This is a genomic window from Streptomyces sp. NPDC107654, assembly GCF_055639035.1.
Map to the genome: position 1 here is coordinate 147,139 of NZ_JBVKBI010000007.1, position 24,629 is coordinate 171,767.

Sequence of the window (24,629 nt, forward strand, 5' to 3'; positions counted from 1 at the left end):
GAGAGCGCCCCACGTCTTGGGAAGGCACGCATGGGAAAGGGGCCGCACCCCTGAAGGGTGCGGCCCCTTTCACTGGCTCATGCGAGCGCAGCGATCACGCGGCGATCAGGCCGCGACGACCTCGATGTTGACCTTGGCGGCAACCTCGGGGTGCAGACGCACGGACGTCTCGTGGGCGCCCAGGGTCTTGATCGGAGCGGACAGCTCGATGCGGCGCTTGTCGACCTCGGGGCCACCGGAAGCCTTGATCGCGGACGCGATGTCGGCCGGGGTGACGGAACCGAAGAGACGGCCGGCGTCGCCGGAGCGGACGGCCAGGCGGACCTTGACGCCCTCGAGCTGGGCCTTCACCTGGTTGGCCTGCTCGATGGTCTGGATCTCGTGGATCTTGCGAGCACGACGGATCTGCTCGACGTCCTTCTCGCCACCCTTGGTCCAGCGGATAGCGAACTTCCGCGGGATCAGGTAGTTGCGAGCGTAACCGTCCTTGACGTCGACGACGTCGCCGGCGGCACCGAGGCCAGAGACCTCGTGGGTGAGGATGATCTTCATGAGTCGGTCACCCTTCCCTTAGCGCGCGGTGGACGTGTAGGGCAGCAGCGCCATCTCACGGCTGTTCTTGACGGCCGTGGCGACGTCACGCTGGTGCTGCGTGCAGTTGCCGGTCACGCGGCGGGCACGGATCTTGCCGCGGTCGGAAATGAACTTCCGCAGCATGTTCGTGTCCTTGTAGTCCACGTACGTGACCTTGTCCTTGCAGAAAGCGCAGACCTTCTTCTTCGGCTTGCGCACAGGCGGCTTCGCCATGGTGTATCTCCTGTGTGATCAAGAAGTTGGGATACGACCCACCCTCGACCCCGGACCGGCCCGAAGACCTGGCCCGAAGGCTTAGAAGGGGGGTTCGTCCGAGTAGCCGCCACCGCCGCCGGAGCCGGAGCCGCCGCCCCAGCCGCCGCCACCCTGGTTGCCACCGGCGGGAGTGCCGGTCGCCCACGGGTCGTCGGCCGGAGCGCCGCCGCCCTGCTGGCCGCCACCGGGGCCTGAACCCCAGCCGCTGCCACCCTGGCCGCCACCGCCGCCGTAACCACCCTGGCCACCGCGAGCGCCACCGGCGGTCTTGGTGACCTTGGCCGTGGCGTTGCGCAGGCTGGGGCCGACTTCCTCGACGTCCAGCTCGTAGACCGTGCGCTTGACGCCCTCGCGGTCCTCGTAGGACCGCTGCTTCAGCCGGCCCTGCACGATGACGCGCATGCCTCGCTGGAGCGACTCGGCGACGTTCTCCGCCGCCTGACGCCAGACCGAGCAGGTCAGGAAGAGGCTCTCGCCGTCCTTCCACTCGTTCGTCTGGCGGTCGAAGGTGCGGGGGGTGGACGCGACACGGAACTTCGCGACCGCCGCACCGGACGGGGTGAAGCGCAGCTCGGGGTCGTCGACAAGATTGCCGATGACCGTGATGACGGTCTCGCCTGCCATGGGGGAACCTCTCGGCGGGTTTGCTGCTCTGGCTGCTTGGTTGCTGCTACTCGAATCCCGAGATCAGCTGAGCGGGAGCGCTCAGTGGGTCTCGGGGCGGAGGACCTTGGTCCGGAGGACCGACTCGTTCAGGTTCATCTGGCGGTCGAGCTCCTTGACGACCGCAGGCTCGGCCTGCAGGTCGATGACCGAGTAGATGCCCTCGGGCTTCTTCTTGATCTCGTAGGCGAGACGACGACGGCCCCAGGTGTCGACCTTCTCAACCTTGCCGCCGCCGTCACGGACGACGGACAGGAAGTTCTCGATCAGCGGGGAGACAGCGCGCTCCTCGAGATCGGGGTCGAGGATGACCATCACCTCGTAGTGACGCATGTGGAACCCACCTCCTTTGGACTCAGCGGCCACGGTCGTTCCGTGGCAGGAGGGTTGTGATGCGTACGCAACGGTATCGGCCACCACTGACAATCGGGGTTCCCTCAGGGGAGCCGGGCAGTGTGACCTGGACAGGTCTGGGCAGACACCAGTGCAGACGGTACAGACTACCCGCACACCCGCTTCCGGTTGAAATCCGGGCGTCGAGGCCCACAATCTGTACCCATCGGGTGTGTACGGCGCTACGATGCGCCGCTTCCGCTGGAGGTGCCCATGGCACAGGCATTGCGACCCAACACCGCCGGTTCCCTCTTCGCCACGGACGGCAAGCCCCATCCGCTGCAGGACGCCCTGATGGCGACCACATTCGCGCTGGGTCTGCTGGCCTTCATCACATGCTTCTTCCACAGCCTCCACCTGCTGAGTTCCTGGGCGGGTCTGGTGGCATTGGCCACAGGCGTCTACGGGCAGTGGATCTCGGTGACCACGAGGCAGCGGTTCTTCCTCATCCTGGGTCTCGGTGCCGCAGGCGTCGGTTTCCTGATCGGCATGGCGCACGGCGGCCTGTTCGGCGGGCTGATCGGCTGACGCGCCGGGTTCGAGGGCCGTACGGCCAGCCGGGGCGCTCGCACGGCGCAGTAGGCTTCGGCGCGAGAGCCGGAGCCCCTGTACCCATGGGGACACACCAGCCCGAGGAGCGCCCCGAATGAGCCTGACCCTGAGGACCATCAGTCGCGAGCAGCATCTGGCATTCATCCAGAGCCTGCCGTCGGCGAGCCACATGCAGGTCCCGGCCTGGGCAGACGTGAAGGCGGAGTGGCGCTCGGAGAACCTCGGCTGGTTCGACCGGAGCGGCCAGCTGGTCGGCGCGGGCCTGGTCCTCTACCGCCAGCTGCCCAAGATCAAGCGCTACCTCGCCTACCTGCCCGAAGGCCCGGTCATCAACTGGTACGCGCCGAACCTGGACGACTGGATCCAGCCGATGCTGGCGCACCTGAAGCAGCAGGGTGCCTTCTCCGTGAAGATGGGCCCGCCGGTGATCATCCGCCGCTGGAACGCGGAGACCATCAAGAAGGGCATCCAGGACCCGGACGTCAAGCGGCTGCGTGACCTGGAGGCCGACTTCATCGAGCCGCGCGCCTTCGAGGTGGCCGACAAGCTGCGCCGTATGGGCTGGCAGCAGGGCGAGGACGGCGGCGCCGGCTTCGGCGACGTGCAGCCCCGTTACGTCTACCAGGTGCCGCTGGCGAACCGCTCCCTGGAAGAGGTCCACAAGAACTTCAACCAGCTGTGGCGCCGCAACATCAAGAAGGCCGAGAAGGCCGGCGTCGAGGTCGTCCAGGGCGGCTACCAGGACCTGCCCGAGTGGCAGCGGCTGTACGAGATCACGGCCGTCCGCGACCACTTCCGGCCCCGCCCCCTGTCGTACTTCCAGCGCATGTGGACGGCCCTCAACACCGAGGACCCGAACCGCATGCGGCTGTACTTCGCCCGCCACAACGGCGTGAACCTGTCCGCGGCGACGATGCTGATCGTCGGTGGACACGTCTGGTACTCCTACGGCGCCTCCGACAACATCGGGCGCGAGGTGCGGCCGTCGAACGCCATGCAGTGGCGGATGCTGCGCGACGCCTACGCGATGGGCGCGACCGTCTACGACCTGCGCGGTATCTCCGACTCGCTGGACGAGACCGACCACCTCTTCGGTCTGATCCAGTTCAAGGTCGGTACGGGCGGCCAGGCCGCTGAGTACCTCGGCGAGTGGGACTTCCCGCTGAACAAGCTGCTCCACAAGGCGCTCGACATCTACATGTCGCGCCGCTGAGCCGCGGGCGTTTGATTCCATAGCCTTCACAGCTCACACACCTTCGATCCACCCCAGCCACGAGAAAGGTTCCGGGTCCGGCCATGGCGCTCACGCTCTACGTCGACACCGCGCGCTGGCGGGCGCACCACAAGCACGTGCAGGAGCAGTTCCCGGGACTCGTCCCGGTCTGCAAGGGCAACGGCTACGGCTTCGGGCACGAACGGCTGTCGGAGGAGGCCACACGGCTCGGTGCGGACCTGCTCGCCGTCGGCACCACCTACGAGGCCGCGCGCATCAAGGACTGGTTCGGCGGTGACCTGCTGGTGCTCACCCCGTACCGGCGGGGCGAGGAGCCTGTGCCGCTGCCCGACCGGGTGGTCCGCTCGGTGTCGTCGATCGACGGTGTGTACGGCCTCGTGGGCGCCCGTGTGGTCATCGAGGTGATGTCGTCGATGAAGCGGCACGGCATCAGCGAGCAGGACCTGCCCCAGCTGCACCAGGCCATAGAGAACATCCGGCTGGAGGGCTTCGCCATCCATCTGCCGCTGGACCGCACCGACGGCTCGGACGCCGTGGAGGAGGTCATCGGCTGGATGGACCGGCTGCGCGCGGCGCGGCTGCCGCTGCACACGATGTTCGTCAGCCACCTCAAGGCCGACGAGCTGGCCCGGCTCCAGCAGCAGTTCCCGCAGACCCGGTTCCGCGCGCGCATCGGCACGCGGCTGTGGCTGGGGGACCACGATGCCACCGAGTACCGCGGTGCCGTCCTGGACGTCACGCGCGTGACGAAGGGCGACCGGTTCGGCTACCGGCAGCAGAAGGCTGCCTCGGACGGCTTCCTGGTGGTCGTGGCGGGCGGTACGTCGCACGGCGTGGGCCTGGAGGCTCCGAAGGCCCTGCACGGCGTCATGCCGCGCGCCAAGGGCGTCGCACGCGCCGGGCTCGCCACGGTGAACCGGAACCTTTCTCCGTTCGTCTGGGGCGGAAAGCAGCGCTGGTTCGCCGAGCCGCCGCACATGCAGGTGTCGATCCTTTTCGTGCCCTCGGACGCCCCCGAGCCCCAGGTGGGAGACGAGCTGGTGGCCCATCTGCGGCACACCACCACCCAGTTCGACCGTCTCGTGGACCGCTGAGCCCGTCCGGGACAACGTGAAGGCCGTATCCGGAACGCCCGGATACGGCCTTTTGCGTGACCTCGCCGACGAGGTGTTCGCTCAGGGCGAACGGTCCTGGTGGGACAGTGTCTCGGGCTGCCCCCAGCCGACCGGCGGTGTCTCGAAGTGGGCGGCGTGCCGCGGCGGATGGGTCGCCGCGCCGAGCACGAACGCGTCCTCCGCTCCGTCGAGCACTCCGCCCGAGGGATCGTCGTCACCGGACCGGCGCACCACGTCCCGTTCCGGCATGAGGATGTCCCGTACGACGACGGCGCACAGGTACAGCGTGCCCGCCAGGTGCACGACGATCGCCCAGTGATAGCCCTGCGCCGGCAGACCCTTGTGGGCATCTCCGCTGGTCGTGTAGGCGAGGTACAGCCAGATACCCAGGAAGTACGCCACCTCGCAGGCCTGCCAGACCAGGAAGTCCCGCCACTTGGGACGGGCGAGGACCGCCAGCGGCACCAGCCACAGGACGTACTGCGGGGAGTAGACCTTGTTGGTGAGCACGAAGGCGGCCACCATCAGGAAGGCCAGCTGGGCGAAGCGCGGGCGGCGCGGGGCGGTGAAGGCCAGCGCCGCGATGCCGAGGAAGCACAGCACGACCAGCACCATGGCCGCGTTGTTGACGAAGTCGGTGGTGGGCGGGGTGCTGGTGTTCTGCGCCCAGATCAGCCAGAAAGAGCCGAAGTCGACTCCGCGCTCCTTGCTGAAGGTGTAGAACTTGGCCCACCCCTCGCGGATGTGGAAGCCCGTCGCGTCGTGCGTGAGCATCACGGGCAGGTTCACCACGAGCCAGGCGACCACCGCGCCGGCCAGGGCCTGGAAGAACGCGCGCCACTTGCCGGCCCGCCAGCACAGGACCAGCAAGGGACCGAGCAGGACGACGGGGTACAGCTTGGCGGCCGTGGCGAGCCCCAGGAGGACACCGAAGGCGACGGCCCGGCCCCGCGCCCACATCAGCATCGCGGCGGCGGTCAGTGCCACCGCCAGCAGGTCCCAGTTGATGGTCGCGGTGAGCGCGAAGGCGGGGGCGAGGGCGACCAGCAGGCCGTCCCAGGGGCGCCGGCGGTGGGTGCGGGCCACGCACACGGCGATGACGGCGGCGCACGCCATCAGCATCCCGGCGTTGACGAACCAGTACCACTGCTCCTGGTGCTGGATGCTGCCGCTGTGCGGGGTCAGCCAGGACGCCACCTCCATGAACACGCCGGTCAGCACCGGGTATTCGAGGTAGTCCATGTCGCCCGGGAGCCTGTCGAAGTACGGCACGAGATGGTCGGCGAACCCGCGGCCCTGGTAGAGGTGCGGAATGTCCGAATAGCAGGCGTGTGTGTACTGACTGCTCGCGCCGAAGAACCAGGCGCCGTGATAACACGGTGCCTTCTGGACCAGGCCGAGGGCGAACATGCCGATCGCCACGAGCGCCACGACCCGTACCGGGGTCCACCAGGAGGTCCCGAGCAGGGCGCGCCGCCCCAGGGGACCACCGATCAGCTCACTGCCGGCGGCGGCGACCTCGTCCTCCCGGGTCGGCTGCACCGTCTCTGCCACGGCGGACCGCACGTGCTCGGGCTCGTGCCTGCTCGCGGGCGTCATCTCTGCACTGGGCATGGGGCACATCCTGCCGTACCTGTCTGGCAAAACACCGAGGGCCGCCGCACCCATCAGGTGCGGCGGCCCATGTTTCACGTGAAACACCCCTACTGGGCGATATGGTCGCCCACGGGTCGGATCACCGGGCTAACCCGTCTGACCTCCGAAGAAGCCTCCGTTGCCGTTTCCTCTGGTGTTGCCCGTCCCGGTCGTGTCCGTCACCGTCGGTGTCGGTGTCGGGCCGCCGCCTCCGTCGGTGCCGCCGGTGTCCACGCCTCCGGTGCCGGTGCCGTTGCCATTGCCGTTCCCGTTGCAGTTCGGGTCCCAGGCGCCGAACTGGCAGGACTCGCTCGGCGACGGGGACGGCGTGGTGGTCGTCTTGCTAGGCGTCGGGCTCGGCGTGTCACTCGGCGTCGGGCTCGGCTTGATGGTGGCGCTCGGGGTCGGCGTGGGGGCCCCCGCCTCGTCCTGGATCTTGCCGATCTCGGTGGCGTCCGGGAAGCCGAGGTCGTTCTTGCCCTTGAGCGCGTCCTTCATGTACTCGGTCCACACCTGCGTCGGGATGTCACCACCGTGGATGGAGTCCACACCCGCCGTGCCGTTCATGGACAGCAGCTCGTGGTCCTTGGGGTTCTCGCGGAACATCGCGACCGAGGTCGACAGCTGCTGGGTGTAGCCGACGAACCATGCCGACTTGTTGCTGTCGGTCGTACCGGTCTTGCCGGCGGCGGTACGGCCCAGGGCCTTGGCGTTCTGACCCGTACCGTTCTGGATCACGTTCTCCAGCGTGTCCGTCACGTTGTTGGCCACGTTCTCCGGCATCGCCTGCGTCACCTTGGGCCTGGTGAAGCCCGGCAGTTCCTCGCCGTCCTTCTTGACGTGCAGCACAGAGTACGGATCTGCGTGCCTGCCGGAGGCGGCGAACGTCGCGTAGGCGTCGGCCATGCGGATCGCGCTCGGCGTCGAGGTGCCGATGGCGAAGGACGGGTCGAGCGAGGCGAAGCTCGAGTCGAGGATGCCGGACGACTTCGCCACGTCCTTGACCCTCGACATCCCGACATCCATGCCGAGCTGCACGAACGGGGTGTTGACGGACTGCTCCATGGCTTTGCGCAGTGTGATGTAGCCCCACGGCTTGGGGCCCTCGTTGCGCTGGTAGAAGACCGAGCCGTCCTTCTTCAGAACGGGCGTGCCGTTCTGGTTCAGGACCTTGAGCTTGTCGTTGCCGTTGTACTTGCTCAGCGGGGAGATGCCCTCGCCCTCGGACCTGTAGGTGCCGTACTGCATCGCCGCAGCGAGGACGAACGGCTTCCACGTCGAGCCGACGGGCACACCGGAGGTGTCGGCATTGTTGGTGAAGTGGCCGTTCTCGTATCCGTCACCGCCGTAGAGCGCGACGATCTTCCCGTCCTTGGGGTCCACCGACGCCGCACCGAACTGGACGTACTTGTCCTTCTCGCGGTGCTTCGGGTCGAGATTTTCCTTCTGGACCTTCTTCACGGCGGCGCTCAGGGCGTTGACGCTCTTCTTGTCGAAGGTCGTGTAGATCTGGTAGCCACCCTGGTCGAACTGCGCCTCGGTGATGTCGGAGTGGTTCAGGACGTACTTCTTGGCCGTGTCGACCAGGTAGCTGGTCTGACCGGTCATGCCCTTGGTCGCCTTGCGGCCCTGGGGCTTGGGGTACTCCTTGGTCGCTTCCTGGTACTCCGCGTCGGTGAGGTGCTTGTCCTTGTGCATCTCGCCGAGAATCCAGGACCAGCGCTCCTTGGAGCGCTTCTCGTTGGCCGGCGCGGTCGCCGACTTGTCGAGATCGGCGTTGCCGGCCGGGTCGTAGTACGTCGGACCCTTCAGCAGCGCCGCGAGGAAGGCGCACTGGCTCGGCTTGAGGTCGACCGCGTCCACGCCGTAGTAGGTCTGGGCGGCCGCCTGGATGCCGTAGGCGCCCCGGCCGTAGTACGAGGTGTTCAGATAGCCCTGCAGGATCTGCTTCTTGTCGAGCTTCGTGCCCACCTTGATGGAGATGAACATCTCCTTGAACTTACGGGTGACCGTCTGTTCCTGGCTCAGGTACGTGTTCTTGACGAACTGCTGGGTGATCGTCGAACCACCCTGCGTCTGGCCGCCCCGCGCCATGTTGGCCAGGGCCCGGGCGATGCCCATGGGGTCGACACCCGAGTCCTGGTAGAAGCTCTTGTTCTCCGCCGAGATCACGGCCCACTGCATGGCCTCGGGGATCTTGTCGATGGTGACGTTCTGCCGGTTCACTCCGGTGCCGGTGGCCACCATCTGGCTGCCGTCAGCCCAGTAGTAGACGTTGTTCTGGGACTTGGCAGCGTCGTTTTCATTGGGGATCGAGACCATCGCGTAGCCGACGCCGACCATCACGACCAGGCTCCCGACGAAGCCGATGAACAGCCCGCTGACCAGCTTCCAGGACGGTACCCAGCGCCGCCAGCCGTACTTGTCGGCCCTGGGATAGTCGATGAACCGCTTCTTGCCGGGCGCCGTCGTCGCACGGCCCTTGCCGCGGCCGGGACCGGTCGGCCCGCCCGGGCCGCCGCGCCGGCCGCCGGGAGAGGTGTTGTCGGCGGCTCTGCGTCGGCCGCTGCCCTTCTGGGCGGCACGGCGGGCCTCGGCCCGGCCGCCGTAGGGACGCTCGTCACCTCCCGAGCCATCGGACTCCGGCCCATGGGAAGGGGACCCATAGGAGTCGGCAGGAGACCCGGTGGCGCCTCGCGGTGCCGCACGGCGGCCGGGGGACGAGCCGGACGGGCCGCGTCGGGCCGCGGCACGTCCGCCTCCCTGCGGCTGCGGCGGTTTGCGACGGTGCTCGCTCATCGAACGATTACTCCTCGGGCAGGCGCACCCGTGCGCGCCTGGAACGGCGGCTGGTTTCCGGTCCCCCCGAAGTACGGATGTGGTCGGTACTGCATTCACCCGTACTGCACCAGGGACGACGACGCTCCCCAGGCGTCACGCGGTTCCCGGTGGACTGCATGCCGCACAGACTACGCACCACCAAAACCCACTGAGCCCCGAAGTTCACCCCAAAACAGGCAAGTTGCCTCCTACGAATCGGTGATGTGATCCCGTTCACCACCGTCCCTCTTGTCGCCCGCGAGAGGCCGTTCTATCGTCGTGATGTATCGAGTCGATACATCAGCGCGAGATAAAGACGCTGAGCGGCACTGCGAGACCCGCGGAAGAGACCTGCGGGACCGAGAGGAGGCGACGATGAGCCGGCGCTCCGGCATCCTTGAGTTCGCCGTGCTCGGCCTGCTCCGCGAGTCCCCGATGCACGGCTACGAGCTGCGCAAACGACTCAACACGTCACTGGGTGTGTTCCGCGCGTTCAGCTACGGGACGCTGTACCCCTGCCTCAAGGCCCTGCTCGCCAACGGCTGGCTGATCGAGGAACCCGGGAACACCCACGACGACGCACTCGCCGCTCCCCTCGCCGGACGCCGCGCCAAGATCGTTTACCGGTTGACCGCGGAAGGCAAGGAGCACTTCGAGGAGCTGCTCTCGCAGACCGGCCCCGACGCGTACGAGGACGAACACTTCGCCGCGCGGTTCGCCTTCTTCGGACAGACCTCGCGCGATGTGCGCATGCGCGTCCTGGAGGGCCGGCGCAGCCGACTGGAGGAGCGCCTGGAGAAGATGCGCGCCTCCCTCGCGCGCACCCGGGAGCGCCTCGACGACTACACGCTTGAGCTCCAGCGCCACGGGATGGAGTCCGTGGAGCGCGAAGTGCGCTGGCTGAACGAGCTCATCGAGAGCGAGCGGGCCGGGCGGGACCTGAGAGGTTCCGCGACCGGGGGGCCCGCTCAGCAGGACACCACCAATGGATCGACGGGCGGCCTGCCCCGTCCCGGGGACACCCCCCGGACGGATACGCCCGACGACACCGCCACGTGAGACCCAGTCAGGGCCTCACTCGTACACACAGGGAGCAACCGGAATGGGTTCGGTTCGCGTAGCCATCGTCGGCGTGGGCAACTGCGCCGCGTCGCTGGTGCAGGGAGTCGAGTACTACAAGGACGCCGACCCGGCGTCCAAGGTCCCCGGCCTGATGCACGTGCAGTTCGGTGACTACCACGTCCGCGACATCGAGTTCGTCGCGGCGTTCGACGTCGACGCCAAGAAGGTCGGTCTCGACCTGGCGGACGCCATCGGCGCCTCCGAGAACAACACCATCAAGATCTGCGACGTGCCCAACACCGGTGTCACCGTCCAGCGCGGCCACACCCTCGACGGCCTCGGCAAGTACTACCGCGCCACCATCGAGGAGTCCCCCGAGGAGCCGGTCGACGTCGTCCAGGTCCTCAAGGACAAGCAGGTCGACGTCCTGGTCTGCTACCTGCCCGTCGGTTCCGAGGACGCGGCGAAGTTCTACGCCCAGTGCGCCATCGACGCCAAGGTCGCCTTCGTCAACGCCCTCCCGGTCTTCATCGCCGGCACCAAGGAGTGGGCGGACAAGTTCACCGAGGCGGGTGTCCCGATCGTCGGTGACGACATCAAGTCCCAGGTCGGCGCCACCATCACGCACCGCGTCATGGCGAAGCTGTTCGAGGACCGCGGTGTCATCCTCGACCGCACCATGCAGCTGAACGTCGGCGGCAACATGGACTTCAAGAACATGCTCGAGCGTGAGCGCCTGGAGTCCAAGAAGATCTCCAAGACGCAGGCCGTCACCTCCCAGATCCCCGACCGGGACCTCGGCGAGAAGAACGTCCACATCGGCCCGTCCGACTACGTCGCCTGGCTGGACGACCGCAAGTGGGCGTACGTCCGCCTGGAGGGCCGCGCCTTCGGTGACGTCCCGCTGAACCTGGAGTACAAGCTGGAGGTCTGGGACTCCCCGAACTCCGCGGGTGTCATCATCGACGCCCTGCGCGCCGCGAAGATCGCCAAGGACCGCGGCATCGGCGGCCCGATCCTGTCGGCGTCCTCGTACTTCATGAAGTCCCCGCCGGTCCAGTACTTCGACGACGAGGCCCGCGACAACGTCGAGAAGTTCATCCGCGGCGAGGTCGAGCGCTAAGTCGCCCCGCGCGCCGCTCGCACGAGAACGCTCCTGCCAGGGCTGTGAAGGTCCCCGGGTCCCTGACCCGGGGACCTTCCGCATGTGTGAGGGTGTGATCCATGCCTGTCGTCCGTGACCTGCGCGTCCTGCTGCGCCTGCGGAACTTCCGGCGCCTGCTGTCCGTCCGTCTGCTGTCCCAGGGCGCCGACGGCGTGTACCAGGTCGCACTCGCCGCGTACGTCGTCTTCTCCCCGGAGAAGCAGACCTCGGCCACGGCGATCGCCTCGGCGATGGCGGTCCTGTTGCTCCCCTACTCGCTGGTCGGCCCCTTCGCCGGTGTTCTGCTGGACCGCTGGCGCCGCCGCCAGGTCTTCGTGTACGGCAATCTGCTGCGCGCCCTGCTGGCCGCGGCCACCGCGGTACTGATGCTCGGCAATGCCGCCGACTGGCTCTTCTACGCCTCGGCGCTGTGCGTGACCGCCGTGAACCGCTTCATTCTCGCCGGGCTCTCCGCCGCCCTGCCCCGGGTCGTCGACGTCCGGCGTCTGGTGCTGGCCAACTCGCTCTCCCCGACCGCCGGCACCCTGGCGGCGACCGCGGGCGGAGGCCTCGCCTTCGCCGTACGGATCCTGTCCTCGGGCTCCGACGCGGCCGTCGTCCTCTTCGGTTCCTTCCTCTATCTGTGCGCGGGCCTCGCGTCCCTGCGCCTGGCACCCGCCCTCCTCGGCCCCGACCGGCACCCGACACGCCCTCGTCTGGCCGCGGCGCTCACCGAGACGGCACGGGAGCTGCTGGCAGCCGTCCGGCACCTGACAGCACCCCGGCGCAGGAGAGCGGCCCGGGCCCTGGCCGCCATGACGCTGATGCGCTTCTGCTACGGCGCACTCCTCGTCCTGTTGCTCATGCTCTGTCGCTACGCCCTCACCGACAGCCCCGAAGAAGGACTGCGACTGCTCGGGCTGGCACTGGTGCTGTCCGGTGCGGGATTCTTCGCGGCGGCGGTGGTGACGCCCTGGATGGCGGGCCGGCTCGGCCCCGGCCGCTGGATCGTGGTGTGCTCCGGGACGGCCATGGTGCTGGAACCGGCCCTGGGTCTCCCGTTCACCACCGCGCCACTCATGGCTGCGGCCTTCGTTCTGGGCCTGATCACCCAGGGCGCCAAGATCGCCACGGACACGGTCGTACAGGCCTGCGTCGAGGACGGTTTCCGTGGTCGCGTCTTCTCCGTGTACGACGTGCTCTTCAACGTCGCCTTCGTCGGCGCGGCGGGGGCGGCGGCTCTGATGCTGCCGCCGGACGGCCGCTCGCCGGCACTGGTGCTTCTGGTCGCCGTCCTCTATGGAGTGGTCGCCACCGCGCTGGCCCGTTCCGAGCGCCGGTAGGACAGAACGAGGGGCCGATGTTTCACGTGAAACATCGGCCCCTCGGTGCCGTCGGTTCCGGACGGCTGTTTCACGTGAAACATCGTCCGGCTCCTCCTCAGCCCTGTGCGGCCCACCACTCCTTGAGCGCCGTCACCGCAGCATCGCGCTCCATCGGGCCGTTCTCCAGGCGCAGCTCCAGCATGTGCTTGTACGCCTTACCGACGGCCGGGCCGGGACCGATCCCCAGCACCTCCATGATCTGGTTGCCGTCCAGGTCGGGACGGATCGCGTCCAGCTCCTCCTGCTCCTGCAACTGGGCGATGCGCTCCTCCAGGCCGTCGTAGGCCCGGGACAGCGTCACCGCCTTCCGCTTGTTGCGCGTGGTGCAGTCGGAACGGGTCAACTTGTGCAGGCGGTCCAGCAGCGGCCCCGCGTCACGGACGTACCGGCGGACCGCCGAGTCCGTCCACTCTCCGGTGCCATAGCCATGGAATCGCAGATGAAGTTCGACCAGCCGTGAGACGTCCTTCACCAGTTCGTTGGAGTACTTCAGGGCGGTCATGCGCTTCTTGGTCATCTTGGCGCCGACCACCTCATGGTGGTGGAAGGAGACCCGGCCGTCCTTCTCGAAGCGGCGGGTGCGCGGCTTGCCGATGTCGTGCAGGAGCGCGGCCAGGCGAAGTGTGAGGTCCGGGCCGTCCTGCTCCAGCGCGATCGCCTGCTCCAGGACGATCAGCGTGTGCTCGTACACGTCCTTGTGCCGGTGGTGCTCGTCCCGCTCCAGACGCAGCGCCGGCAGTTCGGGCAGCACATGCCCGGCGAGCCCGGTGTCGACGAGCAGCGTCAGCCCCTTGCGCGGGTGTGCGGACAGGACGAGCTTGTTCAGCTCGTCCCGGACCCGTTCCGCCGACACGATCTCGAGACGCCCGGCCATCTCCGTCATGGCGGTGACGACCTCGGGGGCGACCGCGAAGTCCAGCTGGGCGGCGAAGCGGGCGGCCCGCATCATGCGCAGGGGGTCGTCCGAGAACGACTCCTCGGGCGTGCCGGGCGTCCGCAGCACGCGCGCCGCGAGATCCTCCAGACCACCGTGCGGATCGATGAACTCCTTCTCCGGAAGCGCCACCGCCATGGCGTTGACCGTGAAGTCGCGGCGGACCAGGTCCTCCTCGATGGAGTCGCCGTACGACACCTCCGGCTTGCGCGAGGTGCGGTCGTAGGCCTCCGACCGGTAGGTGGTGATCTCGATCTGGTAGCCGCCCTTGTGCGCGCCGACCGTGCCGAAGGCGATTCCCACCTCCCAGACGGCGTCCGCCCACGGCCGGACGATCTTCAGTACGTCCTCGGGTCGGGCGTCCGTGGTGAAGTCCAGGTCGTTGCCGAGCCGGCCGAGCAGCGCGTCGCGGACAGATCCGCCGACGAGGGCGAGCGAGAACCCGGCCTCCTGGAATCGGCGGGCGAGATCGTCGGCGACAGGGGCCACCCGCAGCAGCTCGGCAACCGCGCGCTGCTGCGCCTGGCTCAGGGCAGAGGGAGTGTCTTCGTTGGCGTTCGGCACAACAGAAGAGGGTACGTGCCCCGCGCGACCAGGGGCGCCCCCATTAAGGCGGTGCGGACACCTCCCGGCATACCCTCCGCAAGCACTGCTCTTGCGGCGTACGGCCGCTCTCCCCTCGATACTGGATATAGGGGACGGGCCGCGGCTGTTCTTCGATCTTGCGGAGGACACCGCGGCACTTCCGTTCAGCGCGCATCGTTACCATGCGTGGACGCACATTCCGACGACCACTGACGACGACGAGGGACGGGCGAGCGCGTGGCCGAGGCGGCTGACTTCCAGGGGACCAGTGCCTCACCTGCCCGCCGGTGGCTGCGGCGCGCCGGAGCACTGCTCACCGGGGCACCACTGCTGGCCGGTCTGCTTCAGCTGCCCGCCGCCGGGCCCGCGCAGGCCGCGTCCTCCGACACCGTGTCGGTCTCTCTGGATACCCTCAGCCCCAGCGCCCCCACGGACGGCGACACGCTGACCGTGTCCGGCACGGTGACCAACCACGGCAAGCAGGCCGTCACCGCCGCCCATGTGGGCCTCCGCGTGGGCTCCCAGCTGACCACCCGCTCGGAGATCGATTCCGTCGCCCGGCACTCGGACGAACTGCAGGGCAGTACCGGATCCGAGGTCGACGACAAGTACGAGGACAAGTTCGACACGCTGGCCCCGGGCGTCTCCCAGCACTTCAACGTCTCCGTCCCCGTGGACAAGCTCGACCTCGGCGAGGACGGGGTCTACGAGCTGGGGGTCACCCTTTCCGGCGAGACCTCCTCCCAAGGCTGGGACCAGGTGCTCGGCATCCAGCGGACGTTCCTGCCGTGGCAGTCGTCGGAGGCCGACACCAAGACGAAGACCACGTTCCTATGGCCACTGATCTCCACGGTCCACATGACGGCCAAGACGGGCGCGGGCGAACCGCAGACGCCGGAGTTCCTTGACGACGATCTCGCCAAGGAGCTGGCCCCCGGTGGCCGGCTGGCCCAGATGGTGAACCTGGGCAAGGACCTCGACGTCACCTGGGTGATCGACCCGGACCTCCTGGCCTCGGTCGACGCGATGGCCGCGGGCAACTACCGCATCCAGGGCGCCGACGGCACCAGCACTCCCAGCTCACGGGAGGACCAGACGGTCGCCAAGCAGTGGCTGGCCGGCCTGCAGAAGGCGGTGGCAGGCAAGGAGGTCGTCGCGCTGCCGTTCGCCGACCCGGACCTGGCCTCCCTGGCGCACAACGGCACCAGCGTCACCGGCTCGCTCAGCCACCTCAAGGACGCCACCGACATCGCCGCGACCACCGTCAAGACGGTGCTGCACGTCACCCCGAGCACCGACTTCGCCTGGCCGGTGAACGGCGCGGTGGACCCGTCGATCATGAAGGTCGCGACCTCCGCAGGAGCCGACCGGGTGATCGTCCGCAGTGACAGCCTCCAGGAGACCGCGGGGCTGTCGTACACGCCCTCCGCTCCCCGCCCGGTCGGCGGGGGCACCACGGCGGTGGTCGCCGACGCCCGGCTGTCCACGGCCTTCGAGGACGACCTGTCGAAGGCGGGCTCGGCCACCCTCGCCGTCCAGCGGTTCCTGGCCCAGAGCCTGGAGCTGAACGCGCAGACGGACAAGCAGCGCAGTATCGTCGTCGCCCCGCAGCGCATGCCCAGCGCGAGCCAGGCGCAGGCGATGGCGACGGCGCTGAAGGCGCTCCAGGGCGGCACCTGGTCCCAGCCCCAGGACCTCACCGCGGCGGCCAAGGACAAGCCCGACCCGGGCGCCACCACGCGCATCCCGTCGAGGTCCGCCTATCCGAAATCGCTGCGTCGGCAGGAGCTGCCGAGGACGGCCTTCGAGCAGCTTGCCCGCACCCAGGACAAGCTCGACAAGTTCCAGGTGATCCTCTCCAACCAGTCCCGCGTGGTCACCCCGTTCGGACTGGCCATAAACCGCGAGATGTCCACCTCGTGGCGCGGCCGGAGCGGTGCGGCGGACGGCTACGGCGACGGCGTGGAGGCCTGGCTCGACGAGCTGGCCGACCAGGTGAAGCTGATCCAGAAGTCGGAGACCAAGCTCTCCGGCCGCAGTGCCACCATCCCGGTGACCGTCCAGAACAATCTCGTCCAGCCTGTCGGCCACCTGGTCCTCCGCCTCACCTCCACCATGCCGACCCGTCTGAAGATCGGCGGCAAGGCCTACTCGGAGCAGCGCGTGGAGGTCTCCGGTGGGCACAGCCAGTCGGTGAAGTTCACCACCTCCGCCAACGCCAACGGCCGGGTGACGGTGATCGCCCAGCTGTACACCGAGGACGGCCTGGAGTACGGCGACCCCGTCAGCTTCGACGTGAAGGTCACCGAGGTCACGCCCACCGTGATGCTGGTCATCGGCGGCGGTGTGCTGCTCCTTGTGCTCGCCGGCTTCAGGATGTACACCCAGCGCAAGCGCGCCGCCGCCCGGCAGGCCGAGGGCGACGGACCCGACGCCGCGGGGGAGGGCCCGGACGATCCCGGGAATCCCGGGAACCCCGGAGCGCCCGGGGACCGTCTCACGAAGGAAACCGACTCCGCCCCCGGGGCAGACGACCCGGAGCAGCCGAGTGACCCTGCGCCGGACACCGCACCGGAAAGCGCCGACCCGTCCGGGACGGGTGAGAGAGTGGACCGTTGAGCGATGTCGTGGCCGGTGGGCCCGGGACGATGAGGTGGGGTAAGCATGAACGCGCCGTACGACGGTGACCGCGGCCAGGGCGCGGCCGGCTCGGGCCACCCCGAGCCGCCGCCCGAGTCCGGCCAGGTGCCGCCGCAGCACGCGGCGGACATGTATCTCCAGGACGCCTACGAGCAGGACCCGTTCCGGGCGCACGACCTGGCCGCCCAGGACCCGGTCGCCGAGGCGCTGTACGACCGCGCCGCGCACCCGCCGCCACCGCCGGGCCCGTACGACCAGCAGCAGCCGCTGTACGCCCCGCCCGCCCAGTCGCCCTACGCGCCCGACCCGAACGTGTGGGCGCAGACCCCGGCGCCGGAGCCGGGGGGTGCGACCCAGTACCTGCCGTACGGCGAGGATCCGCGCACGACCCAGTTCGTCGGCGTGGACGACCTCGTCACGCACTCCGGCGAGGAGTACCACGAGCCGGACGCCTTCGCGCATCTCTTCAAGGACCAGCAGCAGGGCGGCGGGCACCCACCCGCGGACCCGCCGGGAGTCCCGGGCCCGGCCGTGGCGCCGGGCGGCGGCCACGGCCCCGCCGGCCAGTACCAGGCGCCGCACGACCGGAGCCCGCAGCAGGGCCACCCCTACGCCGGCGTCGGCTACCCGGCCGGTCCTTCCGCCGCCGCGTACCCGTCGCAGTCCCCGGTGCCCGCCCCGGCCACCGCCCCGGATCCCGGCGGTCTCTCCGGTGCCGTCGAGCCGGAGGCCGTCACGGCCGAGGCCGCTTCCGCGGCACCCGCCAAGAAGGGCGGGCGGGCCGCCGGGCTGCTGAAGTCCAGTGCGGTCATGGCGGCGGGCACGATGGTCTCCCGCCTCACCGGTTTCGTCCGCTCCGCGCTGATCGCCGCCGCGCTGGGTCTCGGCTTCCTCGCCGACTCCTTCCAGGTGGCCTACCAGTTGCCGACGATGATCTACATCCTCACCGTCGGCGGCGGTCTGAACTCCGTGTTCGTGCCGCAGCTGGTGCGCTCCATGAAGGAGGACGAGGACGGCGGCGAGGCCTTCGCCAACCGGCTGCTGACCCTGGTGATGGTGGCCCTGGCTGCGCTGACCGCGCTCGCGATGTTCGCGGCACCGCTGCTGGTACGGGCGCTGTCGCCCACCATCGCCGACAACCCGGCCGCCAACGACGTCGCGGTGACCTTCACCCGCTACTTCCTGCCCTCGATCTTCTTCATGGGCATCCATGTGGTGATGGGCCAGATCCTCAACGCGCGCGGCAAGTTCGGCGCGATGATGTGGACGCCGGTCCTGAACAACATCGTCATCATCGTCTCGCTCGGCGCGTTCATCTGGGTGTACGGGACCGCCGCCAACTCTCATCTGACCGTCAAGAGCATCCCGCCGGAGGGCCAGCGCCTGCTCGGTGTCGGTGTGCTGCTCGGCCTGGTCGTCCAGGCGCTGGCGATGATCCCCTACCTGCGCGAGACCGGATTCCGCATCCGGCCGCGGTTCGACTGGAGGGGCCACGGCCTGGGCAAGGCCGCGATGCTCGCCAAGTGGACGATCCTGTTCGTCCTCGCCAACCAGGTGGGTGCTCTCTTCGTCACCCAGCTGTCCACCGCCGCCGGCGACGACTCCGGCGTCAAGGGCACCGGCTTCGCCGCCTACGCCAACGCCCAGCTGATCTGGGGCCTGCCGCAGGCCATCATCACGGTGTCCCTGATGGCCGCCCTGCTGCCGCGCATCTCGCGCTCGGCCGCCGAGGGCGACGCGGGCGCCGTCCGCGACGACATCTCCCAGGGTCTGCGCACCACGGCGGTCGCGATCGTGCCGATCGCCTTCGGGTTCCTGTCGCTGGGCATCCCGATGTGCACGCTGATCTTCGGCTCAGCCGGCATCGGCCCGGCCACCAACATGGGCTACATGCTGATGGCCTTCGGCCTCGGCCTGATCCCCTACTCCGTGCAGTACGTCGTCCTCCGCGCCTTCTACGCGTACGAAGACACCCGCACCCCCTTCTACAACACGGTCATCGTGGCCGCGGTCAACGCCGGCGCCGCGCTGCTCTGCTACTTCCTGCTGCCTCCGCGCTGGGCGGTCGCCGGTATGGCCGCCGCCTACGGCCTCGCCTACGCCATCGGTGTGGGCGTGGCCTGGCGCCGGCTTCGCGTGCGGCTGGGCGGGGACCTGGACGGCTCCCGGGTGCTGCGCACGTACGCGCGCCTGGGCATCGCCTCGGTCCCGGCGGCCCTGCTCAGCGGCGCCGCCTGCTACGGCATCGGGCACACCCTCGGCCAGGGCGTCATCGGCTCCTTCGCGGCGCTGCTCGCCGGCGGTGCCGTCTTGTTCGGCGTCTTCTTCGTCGCCGCCCGGCGGATGCGGATCGAGGAGCTCAACTCGCTCGTCGGCATGGTGCGCGGGCGTCTGGGGCGTTGAGGCGGGGGTACGCGCACAACCATCGTCCGCCGCCGTGTGTCGTGCATAGCGGCGGACTGTGGGCACAATTGGTTTCGGCGTCGGACAGCGTGCAACGGATGGGGAGGCAGGGACGACGGTGGCGGAACGGAGCACGGCTGCCGTCGACGTGGCAGACAACAGCGGTGAGCCACCGCTGACCGCCAAGGCGGACCAGTCCACGGCCGACGGGGTGGCCAAGAACCCGGAGCGGGACACGGACAGCGACGAGGCACAGGGCGGTGGAACCGAGGGTCCCGGTCGGAAGGCGTCTCCTCCGGAGCTGCACAGCGGCCACAAGCTCGCCAGACGCTACCGGCTGGAGGAGTGCGTCACCCGTCTGGACGGATTCAGCAGTTGGCGTGCGGTCGACGAGAAACTCCGTCGTGCCGTCGGCGTCCACGTACTGCCCGCGGACCACGCCCGGGCCCGGTCCGTCCTCGCCGCCGCCCGGTCCTCCGCCCTGCTCGGTGACCCGCGCTTCGTCCAGGTCCTCGACGCCGTCGAGGAGAACGACCTCGTCTACGTCGTCCACGAGTGGCTGCCCGACGCCACCGAGCTGTCCACGCTCCTGGCCGGCGGCCCGCTGGAGCCGCACGACGCCTACCAGATGGTCAGCCAGGTCGCCTCGGCCATGGCCGCCGCACACCGCGAGGGCCTCGCCCATCTGCGGCTGAATCCGAACGCCGTGCTGCGCGCCTCCACCGGTCAGTGGCGCATCCGCGGACTCGCCGTGAACGCGGCGCTGCGGGGCGTCGGCTCCGACACCCCGCAGCGCACCGACACCGAGGCGATCGGCGCCCTGCTGTACGCGGCGCTGACCCAGCGCTGGCCGTACGAGAACGACGCCTACGGCCTGTCCGGCCTGCCCAAGGACATCGGGCTCATCGCGCCGGACCAGGTGCGGGCCGGTGTGCACCGCGGCCTGTCCGAACTCGCCATGCGGGCCCTCGTCAACGACGGGGCCACGGCGTCCCGGCACGAGGCACCGTGCACCACGCCGGAGGAGCTGGTGAAGGCGATCGGTGAGATGCCGCGCATCCGCCCGCCCGAGCCGGCGTTCACAGCTCCGCCGGAGTACCAGCGCACGACCTACCAGCAGGGCTCCTACGGCCGCTCCGCGCCGCACGCCGGTGCCACCCAGCCGATCGCGGCCCCGCCGCCCCCGCTGCAGAGCCGTACCGGCAGGGCCCTGAAGTGGGCGGTGTCGGCCCTGCTCATCGCCGCCCTCGGACTGGGCAGCTGGCAGCTGGCGGACGCTCTGATGAACCGCAGCGACGCGTCGGACGACACCCACAAGAGCCAGACGACGGACAGCGGCGACAAGAACAAGAAGAAGCCGGTGTCCGATGAGCCGATCGCCATCCAGGGCGCCCGCGACTTCGACCCGTTCGGCCAGGACGGTTCGGAAAAGCCGGGCGACATAGGAAAGGCGTACGACAACAGCACGGCCACCTACTGGCAGACGGACTTCTACCTGAGTCCGCAGTTCGGCAACCTGAAGTCGGGTGTCGGGATCATCCTCGACCTCGGCAAGGTGCAGCAGGTCGGCAAGGTCACGGTCACCTTCGTGGGTCAGACCTCGGTCGAACTACGGGCCGCGGGTGCCGACGCGGGAGCGGAGCCGACGTCGTTCGAGGCCTACAGCAAGGTCGCCGACGGCTCCGGCACCACCGTGGTGCTCCGTCCCGGCAAGACTCTCAAGAGCCAGTACCTCCTCGTCTGGCTGACCAAGCTGCCGGCGGACAACGCGGGCCAGTGGCGGGGCCGGGTGGCGGACATCAAGGTGACCAGCTGAGACACGAAAAAGGGTGGGTTCCTTCTCCGGGCCGGAGAAGGAACCCACCCTTTTCATCAGGGGTCACATGACCAGGGGCTGAATCAGAGGCCCTTGACTGCCCTCATGAGACGGCAAAAACTGTTGCCGTTGCGGGAAGGGCCGGGCGCGAGAGGTGATCACATCGACACCGAGGTGACGGACGCGGACCTGCTCGCCCGCCACGTGCAAGGTGACCCGGAAGCCTTCGGCGAGATCGTGAGGCGGCACCGGGACCGGCTCTGGGCGGTCGCCCTGCGGACGCTGGGAGACCGGGAGGAGGCCGCTGACGCGGTCCAGGACGCCCTGGTCTCGGCCTTCCGAGCCGCCCACACCTTCCGGGGGCAGTCGGCTGTCACGACCTGGCTGCACCGGATCACGGTGAACGCCTGCCTGGACCGGGCACGGAAGGCGGCCTCCCGGAAGACGACTCCGGTCGACGACACCGAGCGGCTGGAACAGCTCCTGGAGCCGTACGAGTCCGCCTCGGAGCCGGCCGAACGGAAGGACGTGCACCGCCAGCTCCTCAAAGCTCTCGGCACGCTCCCACCGGAGCAGCGAGCCGCTCTGGTCCTGGTCGACATGCAGGGTTATCCCGTGGCGGAGGCCGCGCGGATCCTGGACGTGCCGACGGGGACGGTGAAGAGCCGGTGCGCCCGGGGCCGGGCCAGGCTGCTCCCCCTGGTCACGCATCTACGACCCGAAGGCGCTGCGAAACCGCGATCGGACGGGGCGGGGACCGGGAAAGAAACCGGCCCGGGGCGGAACCGCGGACAGGGGTCGTCCGTCCCACCGGCAACGGGGCCACCCAGCGGGTGCCCCGAAGAAGCGGGACCGAGCGATTCAACCGTAGTGAAGGGCGGAGGTGGGCGAGCGTGACTTCCACGACAGACACGGCCGGGCACCCGGACGTCGCGGAGATCTCCGACCTCACCGAGGGCCTGCTGGCGCCGGAGCGCAGCACGGACATACAGCGTCATCTGGACGCGTGCGAGTCGTGCGCGGACGTGCATGCCTCACTGGAGGAGATCCGCGACCTGCTGGCCTCCGTGCCGGAGCCGGAAGCGATGCCGGCCGACGTGGCGACGCGCATCGGCGCCGCGCTCGCCGCTGAAGCGTCGCAGGTGTTCGCCGACGAGGACACCGCAGGCCCTGTTTCACGTGAAACATCGCCCCAGACTGAGCGCTCCGCTGGGCACGCCATTGAGCGCGCTACCGAGCGCGCCACTGAGCACCCCACCGACTCCGCCGCCGACCGCCCGGCCGGCCGTCCGCGCGCGGCGACCGGGCCCGGGCGCAAGGACACCAAGCGGGGGCGGCGGCGTGGCCGGTTCGTCCTGGGCGCCGTTCTCACGGCGGCGGTGCTGGGCGCCGGAAGCCTGGTTCTGACCTCGCTGAGCGACAACGGCGACCACACAACGGCCCACGGGACTCCCACCCCCTCCGCCGAGACCTTCTCCGGCGACAGCGTGCAGCACCAGGCGCAGGCCCTTCTCGCCACCCAGAAGAAGTTGCAGCGGGGCAGCGAGAAGCCCCGCCTCAACCCCGACGGCGGATCGGAGACGCCCTCGACCGAGGCTCCGAACACGTTGATCCAGACCGCGGTCCCCGTCCCCGACTGCGTCCGGCAGGCGCTCCACCAGAGCGCTGACGTCCTGGGCGCCAAGACGGGAACGTACGGGGGCGAGGCCGCCTACCTCGTTGTGGTGGCCGACGCCCAGGACAGCAAGCGGGTCACCGCCTATGTGGTCGACACGGCCTGTGTGCGCCAGGAGAACGCCTCCGCCGGCAGGGTCCTGCTGAAGCAGTCCGTCGCACGTCCCTGAGTCCGCTGGAACACTTCTTCGGTCGGTCGCCCCTGGGTATGCGTGTGCCCGGACACACCGGGAATGCGCGCCCCGTAGGATCCGTTGGGTGGGGTGAGAGTCCCGAAAGGGCCTTCCACCGGTCGACTGACGCAGACCAGAGACGAGGAATCAAGCCGTGAGCGACGTCCGTAACGTGATCATCATCGGCTCCGGGCCCGCAGGCTACACGGCGGCGCTCTACACCGCCCGTGCGTCGCTGAAGCCCCTGGTGTTCGAAGGCGCCGTCACCGCGGGTGGTGCGCTGATGAACACCACCGAGGTCGAGAACTTCCCGGGCTTCCGCGACGGCATCATGGGCCCCGATCTCATGGACAACATGCGCGCGCAGGCCGAACGCTTCGGCGCCGAGCTGGTTCCGGACGACATCGTCTCCGTCGACCTGACCGGTGAGATCAAGACCGTCACCGACACCGCGGGCACGGTCCACCGGGCGAAGGCCGTCATCGTCACCACCGGCTCCCAGCACCGCAAGCTGGGCCTGCCCAACGAGGACGCGCTCTCCGGCCGTGGCGTCTCCTGGTGCGCCACCTGTGACGGGTTCTTCTTCAAGGGGCACGACATCGCCGTGATCGGCGGGGGCGACACCGCGATGGAGGAGGCCACCTTCCTCTCGCGGTTCGCCAAGTCCGTGACCATCGTCCACCGCCGGGACACCCTGCGCGCCTCCAAGGCGATGCAGGAGCGCGCCTTCGCCGACCCGAAGATCAAGTTCATCTGGGACAGCGAGGTCGCCGAGGTACAGGGCGACCAGAAGCTCTCCGGCCTGAAGCTGCGCAACCTCAAGACCGGCGAGCTGTCCGAGCTGCCCGTGACGGGTCTGTTCATCGCGATCGGCCACGACCCGCGCACCGAGCTGTTCAAGGGCCAGCTGGACCTGGACGAGGAGGGCTACCTGAAGGTGGACTCCCCGTCCACCCGCACGAACGTGACCGGTGTCTTCGCCGCCGGTGACGTGGTCGACCACACCTACCGTCAGGCGATCACGGCGGCCGGTACCGGCTGCTCCGCCGCTCTGGACGCCGAGCGCTTCCTCGCCGCCCTCGCGGACGAGGACCAGGCGGAACCCGAGAAGACCGCCGTCTGACCTTCTGCTTCCCCTCCGCCCCACCGCACGACCAAGGTAAGGAGCCCCCCGTGGCCGGCAACCTGAAGATTGTTACCGACGACTCCTTCGATCAGGAAGTCCTCAAGAACGACAAGCCCGTCCTCGTCGACTTCTGGGCGGAGTGGTGCGGCCCGTGCCGCCAGATCGCTCCGTCGTTGGAGGCGATCGCTGCCGAGCACGGTGACAAGATCGAGATCGTCAAGCTGAACATCGACGAGAACCCGGGCACGGCCGCGAAGTACGGCGTCATGTCCATCCCGACCCTGAACGTCTACCAGGGCGGCGAGGTCACCAAGACCATCGTCGGTGCCAAGCCGAAGGCCGCGCTTCTCCGTGACCTCGAGGAGTTCATCGCGGAGTGATGTTTCACGTGAAACGCGAATGGGCCAACCCCGTCGGGGTTGGCCC

General features: G+C 69.0%; 20 protein-coding genes. 13 read left to right on the forward strand and 7 right to left on the reverse strand.

Annotated elements, in window-relative coordinates:
* Positions 1–105: 105 nt before the first annotated feature.
* The 4 genes from rplI to rpsF form a co-directional block, all read right to left on the reverse strand.
* On the reverse strand, positions 106–552 hold the full coding sequence (rplI, locus tag ACZ7N4_RS15165) for a 50S ribosomal protein L9 (RefSeq protein WP_189984877.1): 447 nt from the start codon (positions 550–552) through the stop codon (positions 106–108).
* A gap of 18 nt (positions 553–570) precedes the next feature.
* Positions 571–807, reverse strand: coding sequence for a 30S ribosomal protein S18 (rpsR, locus tag ACZ7N4_RS15170; RefSeq protein ID WP_003949403.1), 237 nt, complete (start codon positions 805–807; stop codon positions 571–573).
* A gap of 81 nt (positions 808–888) precedes the next feature.
* A complete protein-coding gene (locus ACZ7N4_RS15175) occupies positions 889–1,473 on the reverse strand; it encodes a single-stranded DNA-binding protein (RefSeq protein ID WP_471358322.1) in 585 nt (194 codons plus the stop codon).
* Positions 1,474–1,554: 81 nt separating this feature from the next.
* Positions 1,555–1,845, reverse strand: a complete 291-nt coding sequence (rpsF, locus tag ACZ7N4_RS15180) for a 30S ribosomal protein S6 (protein ID WP_014673750.1) — start codon at positions 1,843–1,845, stop codon at positions 1,555–1,557.
* A gap of 273 nt (positions 1,846–2,118) precedes the next feature.
* Between rpsF and ACZ7N4_RS15185 the strand changes: the two genes are divergently transcribed.
* From ACZ7N4_RS15185 to ACZ7N4_RS15195, 3 genes are all read left to right on the forward strand, one after another.
* On the forward strand, positions 2,119–2,433 hold the full coding sequence (locus ACZ7N4_RS15185; protein ID WP_471358325.1) for a hypothetical protein: 315 nt from the start codon (positions 2,119–2,121) through the stop codon (positions 2,431–2,433).
* Positions 2,434–2,551: 118 nt separating this feature from the next.
* The gene (locus tag ACZ7N4_RS15190; protein WP_471358327.1) at positions 2,552–3,670 is read left to right on the forward strand and encodes a lipid II:glycine glycyltransferase FemX; all 1,119 of its coding nucleotides are present in this window, start codon (positions 2,552–2,554) and stop codon (positions 3,668–3,670) included.
* Positions 3,671–3,753: 83 nt separating this feature from the next.
* The gene (locus ACZ7N4_RS15195; protein ID WP_471358330.1) at positions 3,754–4,785 is read left to right on the forward strand and encodes an alanine racemase; all 1,032 of its coding nucleotides are present in this window, start codon (positions 3,754–3,756) and stop codon (positions 4,783–4,785) included.
* Positions 4,786–4,866: 81 nt separating this feature from the next.
* Here the strand turns inward: ACZ7N4_RS15195 and ACZ7N4_RS15200 are convergent, their stop codons facing one another.
* Both ACZ7N4_RS15200 and ACZ7N4_RS15205 read right to left on the reverse strand, forming a co-directional pair.
* Entirely contained in the window at positions 4,867–6,429 is a 1,563-nt protein-coding gene (locus tag ACZ7N4_RS15200) for a glycosyltransferase family 87 protein (protein WP_471358332.1), read from the reverse strand.
* 120 nt (positions 6,430–6,549) lie between these two features.
* On the reverse strand, positions 6,550–9,240 hold the full coding sequence (locus ACZ7N4_RS15205; RefSeq protein ID WP_471358333.1) for a transglycosylase domain-containing protein: 2,691 nt from the start codon (positions 9,238–9,240) through the stop codon (positions 6,550–6,552).
* 396 nt (positions 9,241–9,636) lie between these two features.
* On the opposite strand from ACZ7N4_RS15205, the gene ACZ7N4_RS15210 reads away from it, so the two are divergent.
* The 3 genes from ACZ7N4_RS15210 (at position 9,637) to ACZ7N4_RS15220 (ending at position 12,810) form a co-directional block, all read left to right on the forward strand.
* Positions 9,637–10,320, forward strand: a complete 684-nt coding sequence (locus ACZ7N4_RS15210) for a PadR family transcriptional regulator (RefSeq protein ID WP_471358334.1) — start codon at positions 9,637–9,639, stop codon at positions 10,318–10,320.
* A gap of 43 nt (positions 10,321–10,363) precedes the next feature.
* Positions 10,364–11,446 (forward strand): inositol-3-phosphate synthase, encoded by a 1,083-nt coding sequence (locus tag ACZ7N4_RS15215; RefSeq protein ID WP_471358336.1) that lies wholly within the window; start codon positions 10,364–10,366, stop codon positions 11,444–11,446.
* A gap of 101 nt (positions 11,447–11,547) precedes the next feature.
* Positions 11,548–12,810 carry an MFS transporter gene (locus tag ACZ7N4_RS15220; protein WP_471358338.1) on the forward strand — a complete coding sequence of 421 codons (1,263 nt, stop codon included), beginning with the start codon at positions 11,548–11,550 and terminating at the stop codon, positions 12,808–12,810.
* A gap of 97 nt (positions 12,811–12,907) precedes the next feature.
* On the opposite strand, the gene ACZ7N4_RS15225 is transcribed toward ACZ7N4_RS15220, so the two are convergent.
* Positions 12,908–14,350 carry a CCA tRNA nucleotidyltransferase gene (locus ACZ7N4_RS15225; RefSeq protein WP_471358340.1) on the reverse strand — a complete coding sequence of 481 codons (1,443 nt, stop codon included), beginning with the start codon at positions 14,348–14,350 and terminating at the stop codon, positions 12,908–12,910.
* A 258-nt stretch (positions 14,351–14,608) separates the two neighbouring features.
* Between ACZ7N4_RS15225 and ACZ7N4_RS15230 the strand changes: the two genes are divergently transcribed.
* The 7 genes from ACZ7N4_RS15230 (at position 14,609) to trxA (ending at position 24,583) form a co-directional block, all read left to right on the forward strand.
* On the forward strand, positions 14,609–16,990 hold the full coding sequence (locus tag ACZ7N4_RS15230; protein ID WP_471358342.1) for a DUF6049 family protein: 2,382 nt from the start codon (positions 14,609–14,611) through the stop codon (positions 16,988–16,990).
* Between the two features lie 45 nt (positions 16,991–17,035).
* On the forward strand, positions 17,036–19,414 hold the full coding sequence (murJ, locus tag ACZ7N4_RS15235) for a murein biosynthesis integral membrane protein MurJ (RefSeq protein WP_471358344.1): 2,379 nt from the start codon (positions 17,036–17,038) through the stop codon (positions 19,412–19,414).
* Between the two features lie 118 nt (positions 19,415–19,532).
* Positions 19,533–21,230, forward strand: a complete 1,698-nt coding sequence (locus tag ACZ7N4_RS15240; protein WP_471358345.1) for a protein kinase family protein — start codon at positions 19,533–19,535, stop codon at positions 21,228–21,230.
* 129 nt (positions 21,231–21,359) lie between these two features.
* On the forward strand, positions 21,360–22,127 hold the full coding sequence (gene sigM, locus ACZ7N4_RS15245) for an RNA polymerase sigma factor SigM (RefSeq protein WP_471358795.1): 768 nt from the start codon (positions 21,360–21,362) through the stop codon (positions 22,125–22,127).
* A complete protein-coding gene (locus ACZ7N4_RS15250; protein WP_471358348.1) occupies positions 22,124–23,074 on the forward strand; it encodes an anti-sigma factor family protein in 951 nt (316 codons plus the stop codon). Before sigM ends, ACZ7N4_RS15250 begins: the two co-directional genes overlap by 4 nt.
* A gap of 157 nt (positions 23,075–23,231) precedes the next feature.
* On the forward strand, positions 23,232–24,200 hold the full coding sequence (gene trxB / locus ACZ7N4_RS15255; RefSeq protein WP_471358350.1) for a thioredoxin-disulfide reductase: 969 nt from the start codon (positions 23,232–23,234) through the stop codon (positions 24,198–24,200).
* Positions 24,201–24,250: 50 nt separating this feature from the next.
* The gene (gene trxA, locus ACZ7N4_RS15260) at positions 24,251–24,583 is read left to right on the forward strand and encodes a thioredoxin (RefSeq protein ID WP_467905008.1); all 333 of its coding nucleotides are present in this window, start codon (positions 24,251–24,253) and stop codon (positions 24,581–24,583) included.
* The last annotated feature ends 46 nt before the right edge of the window (positions 24,584–24,629 follow it).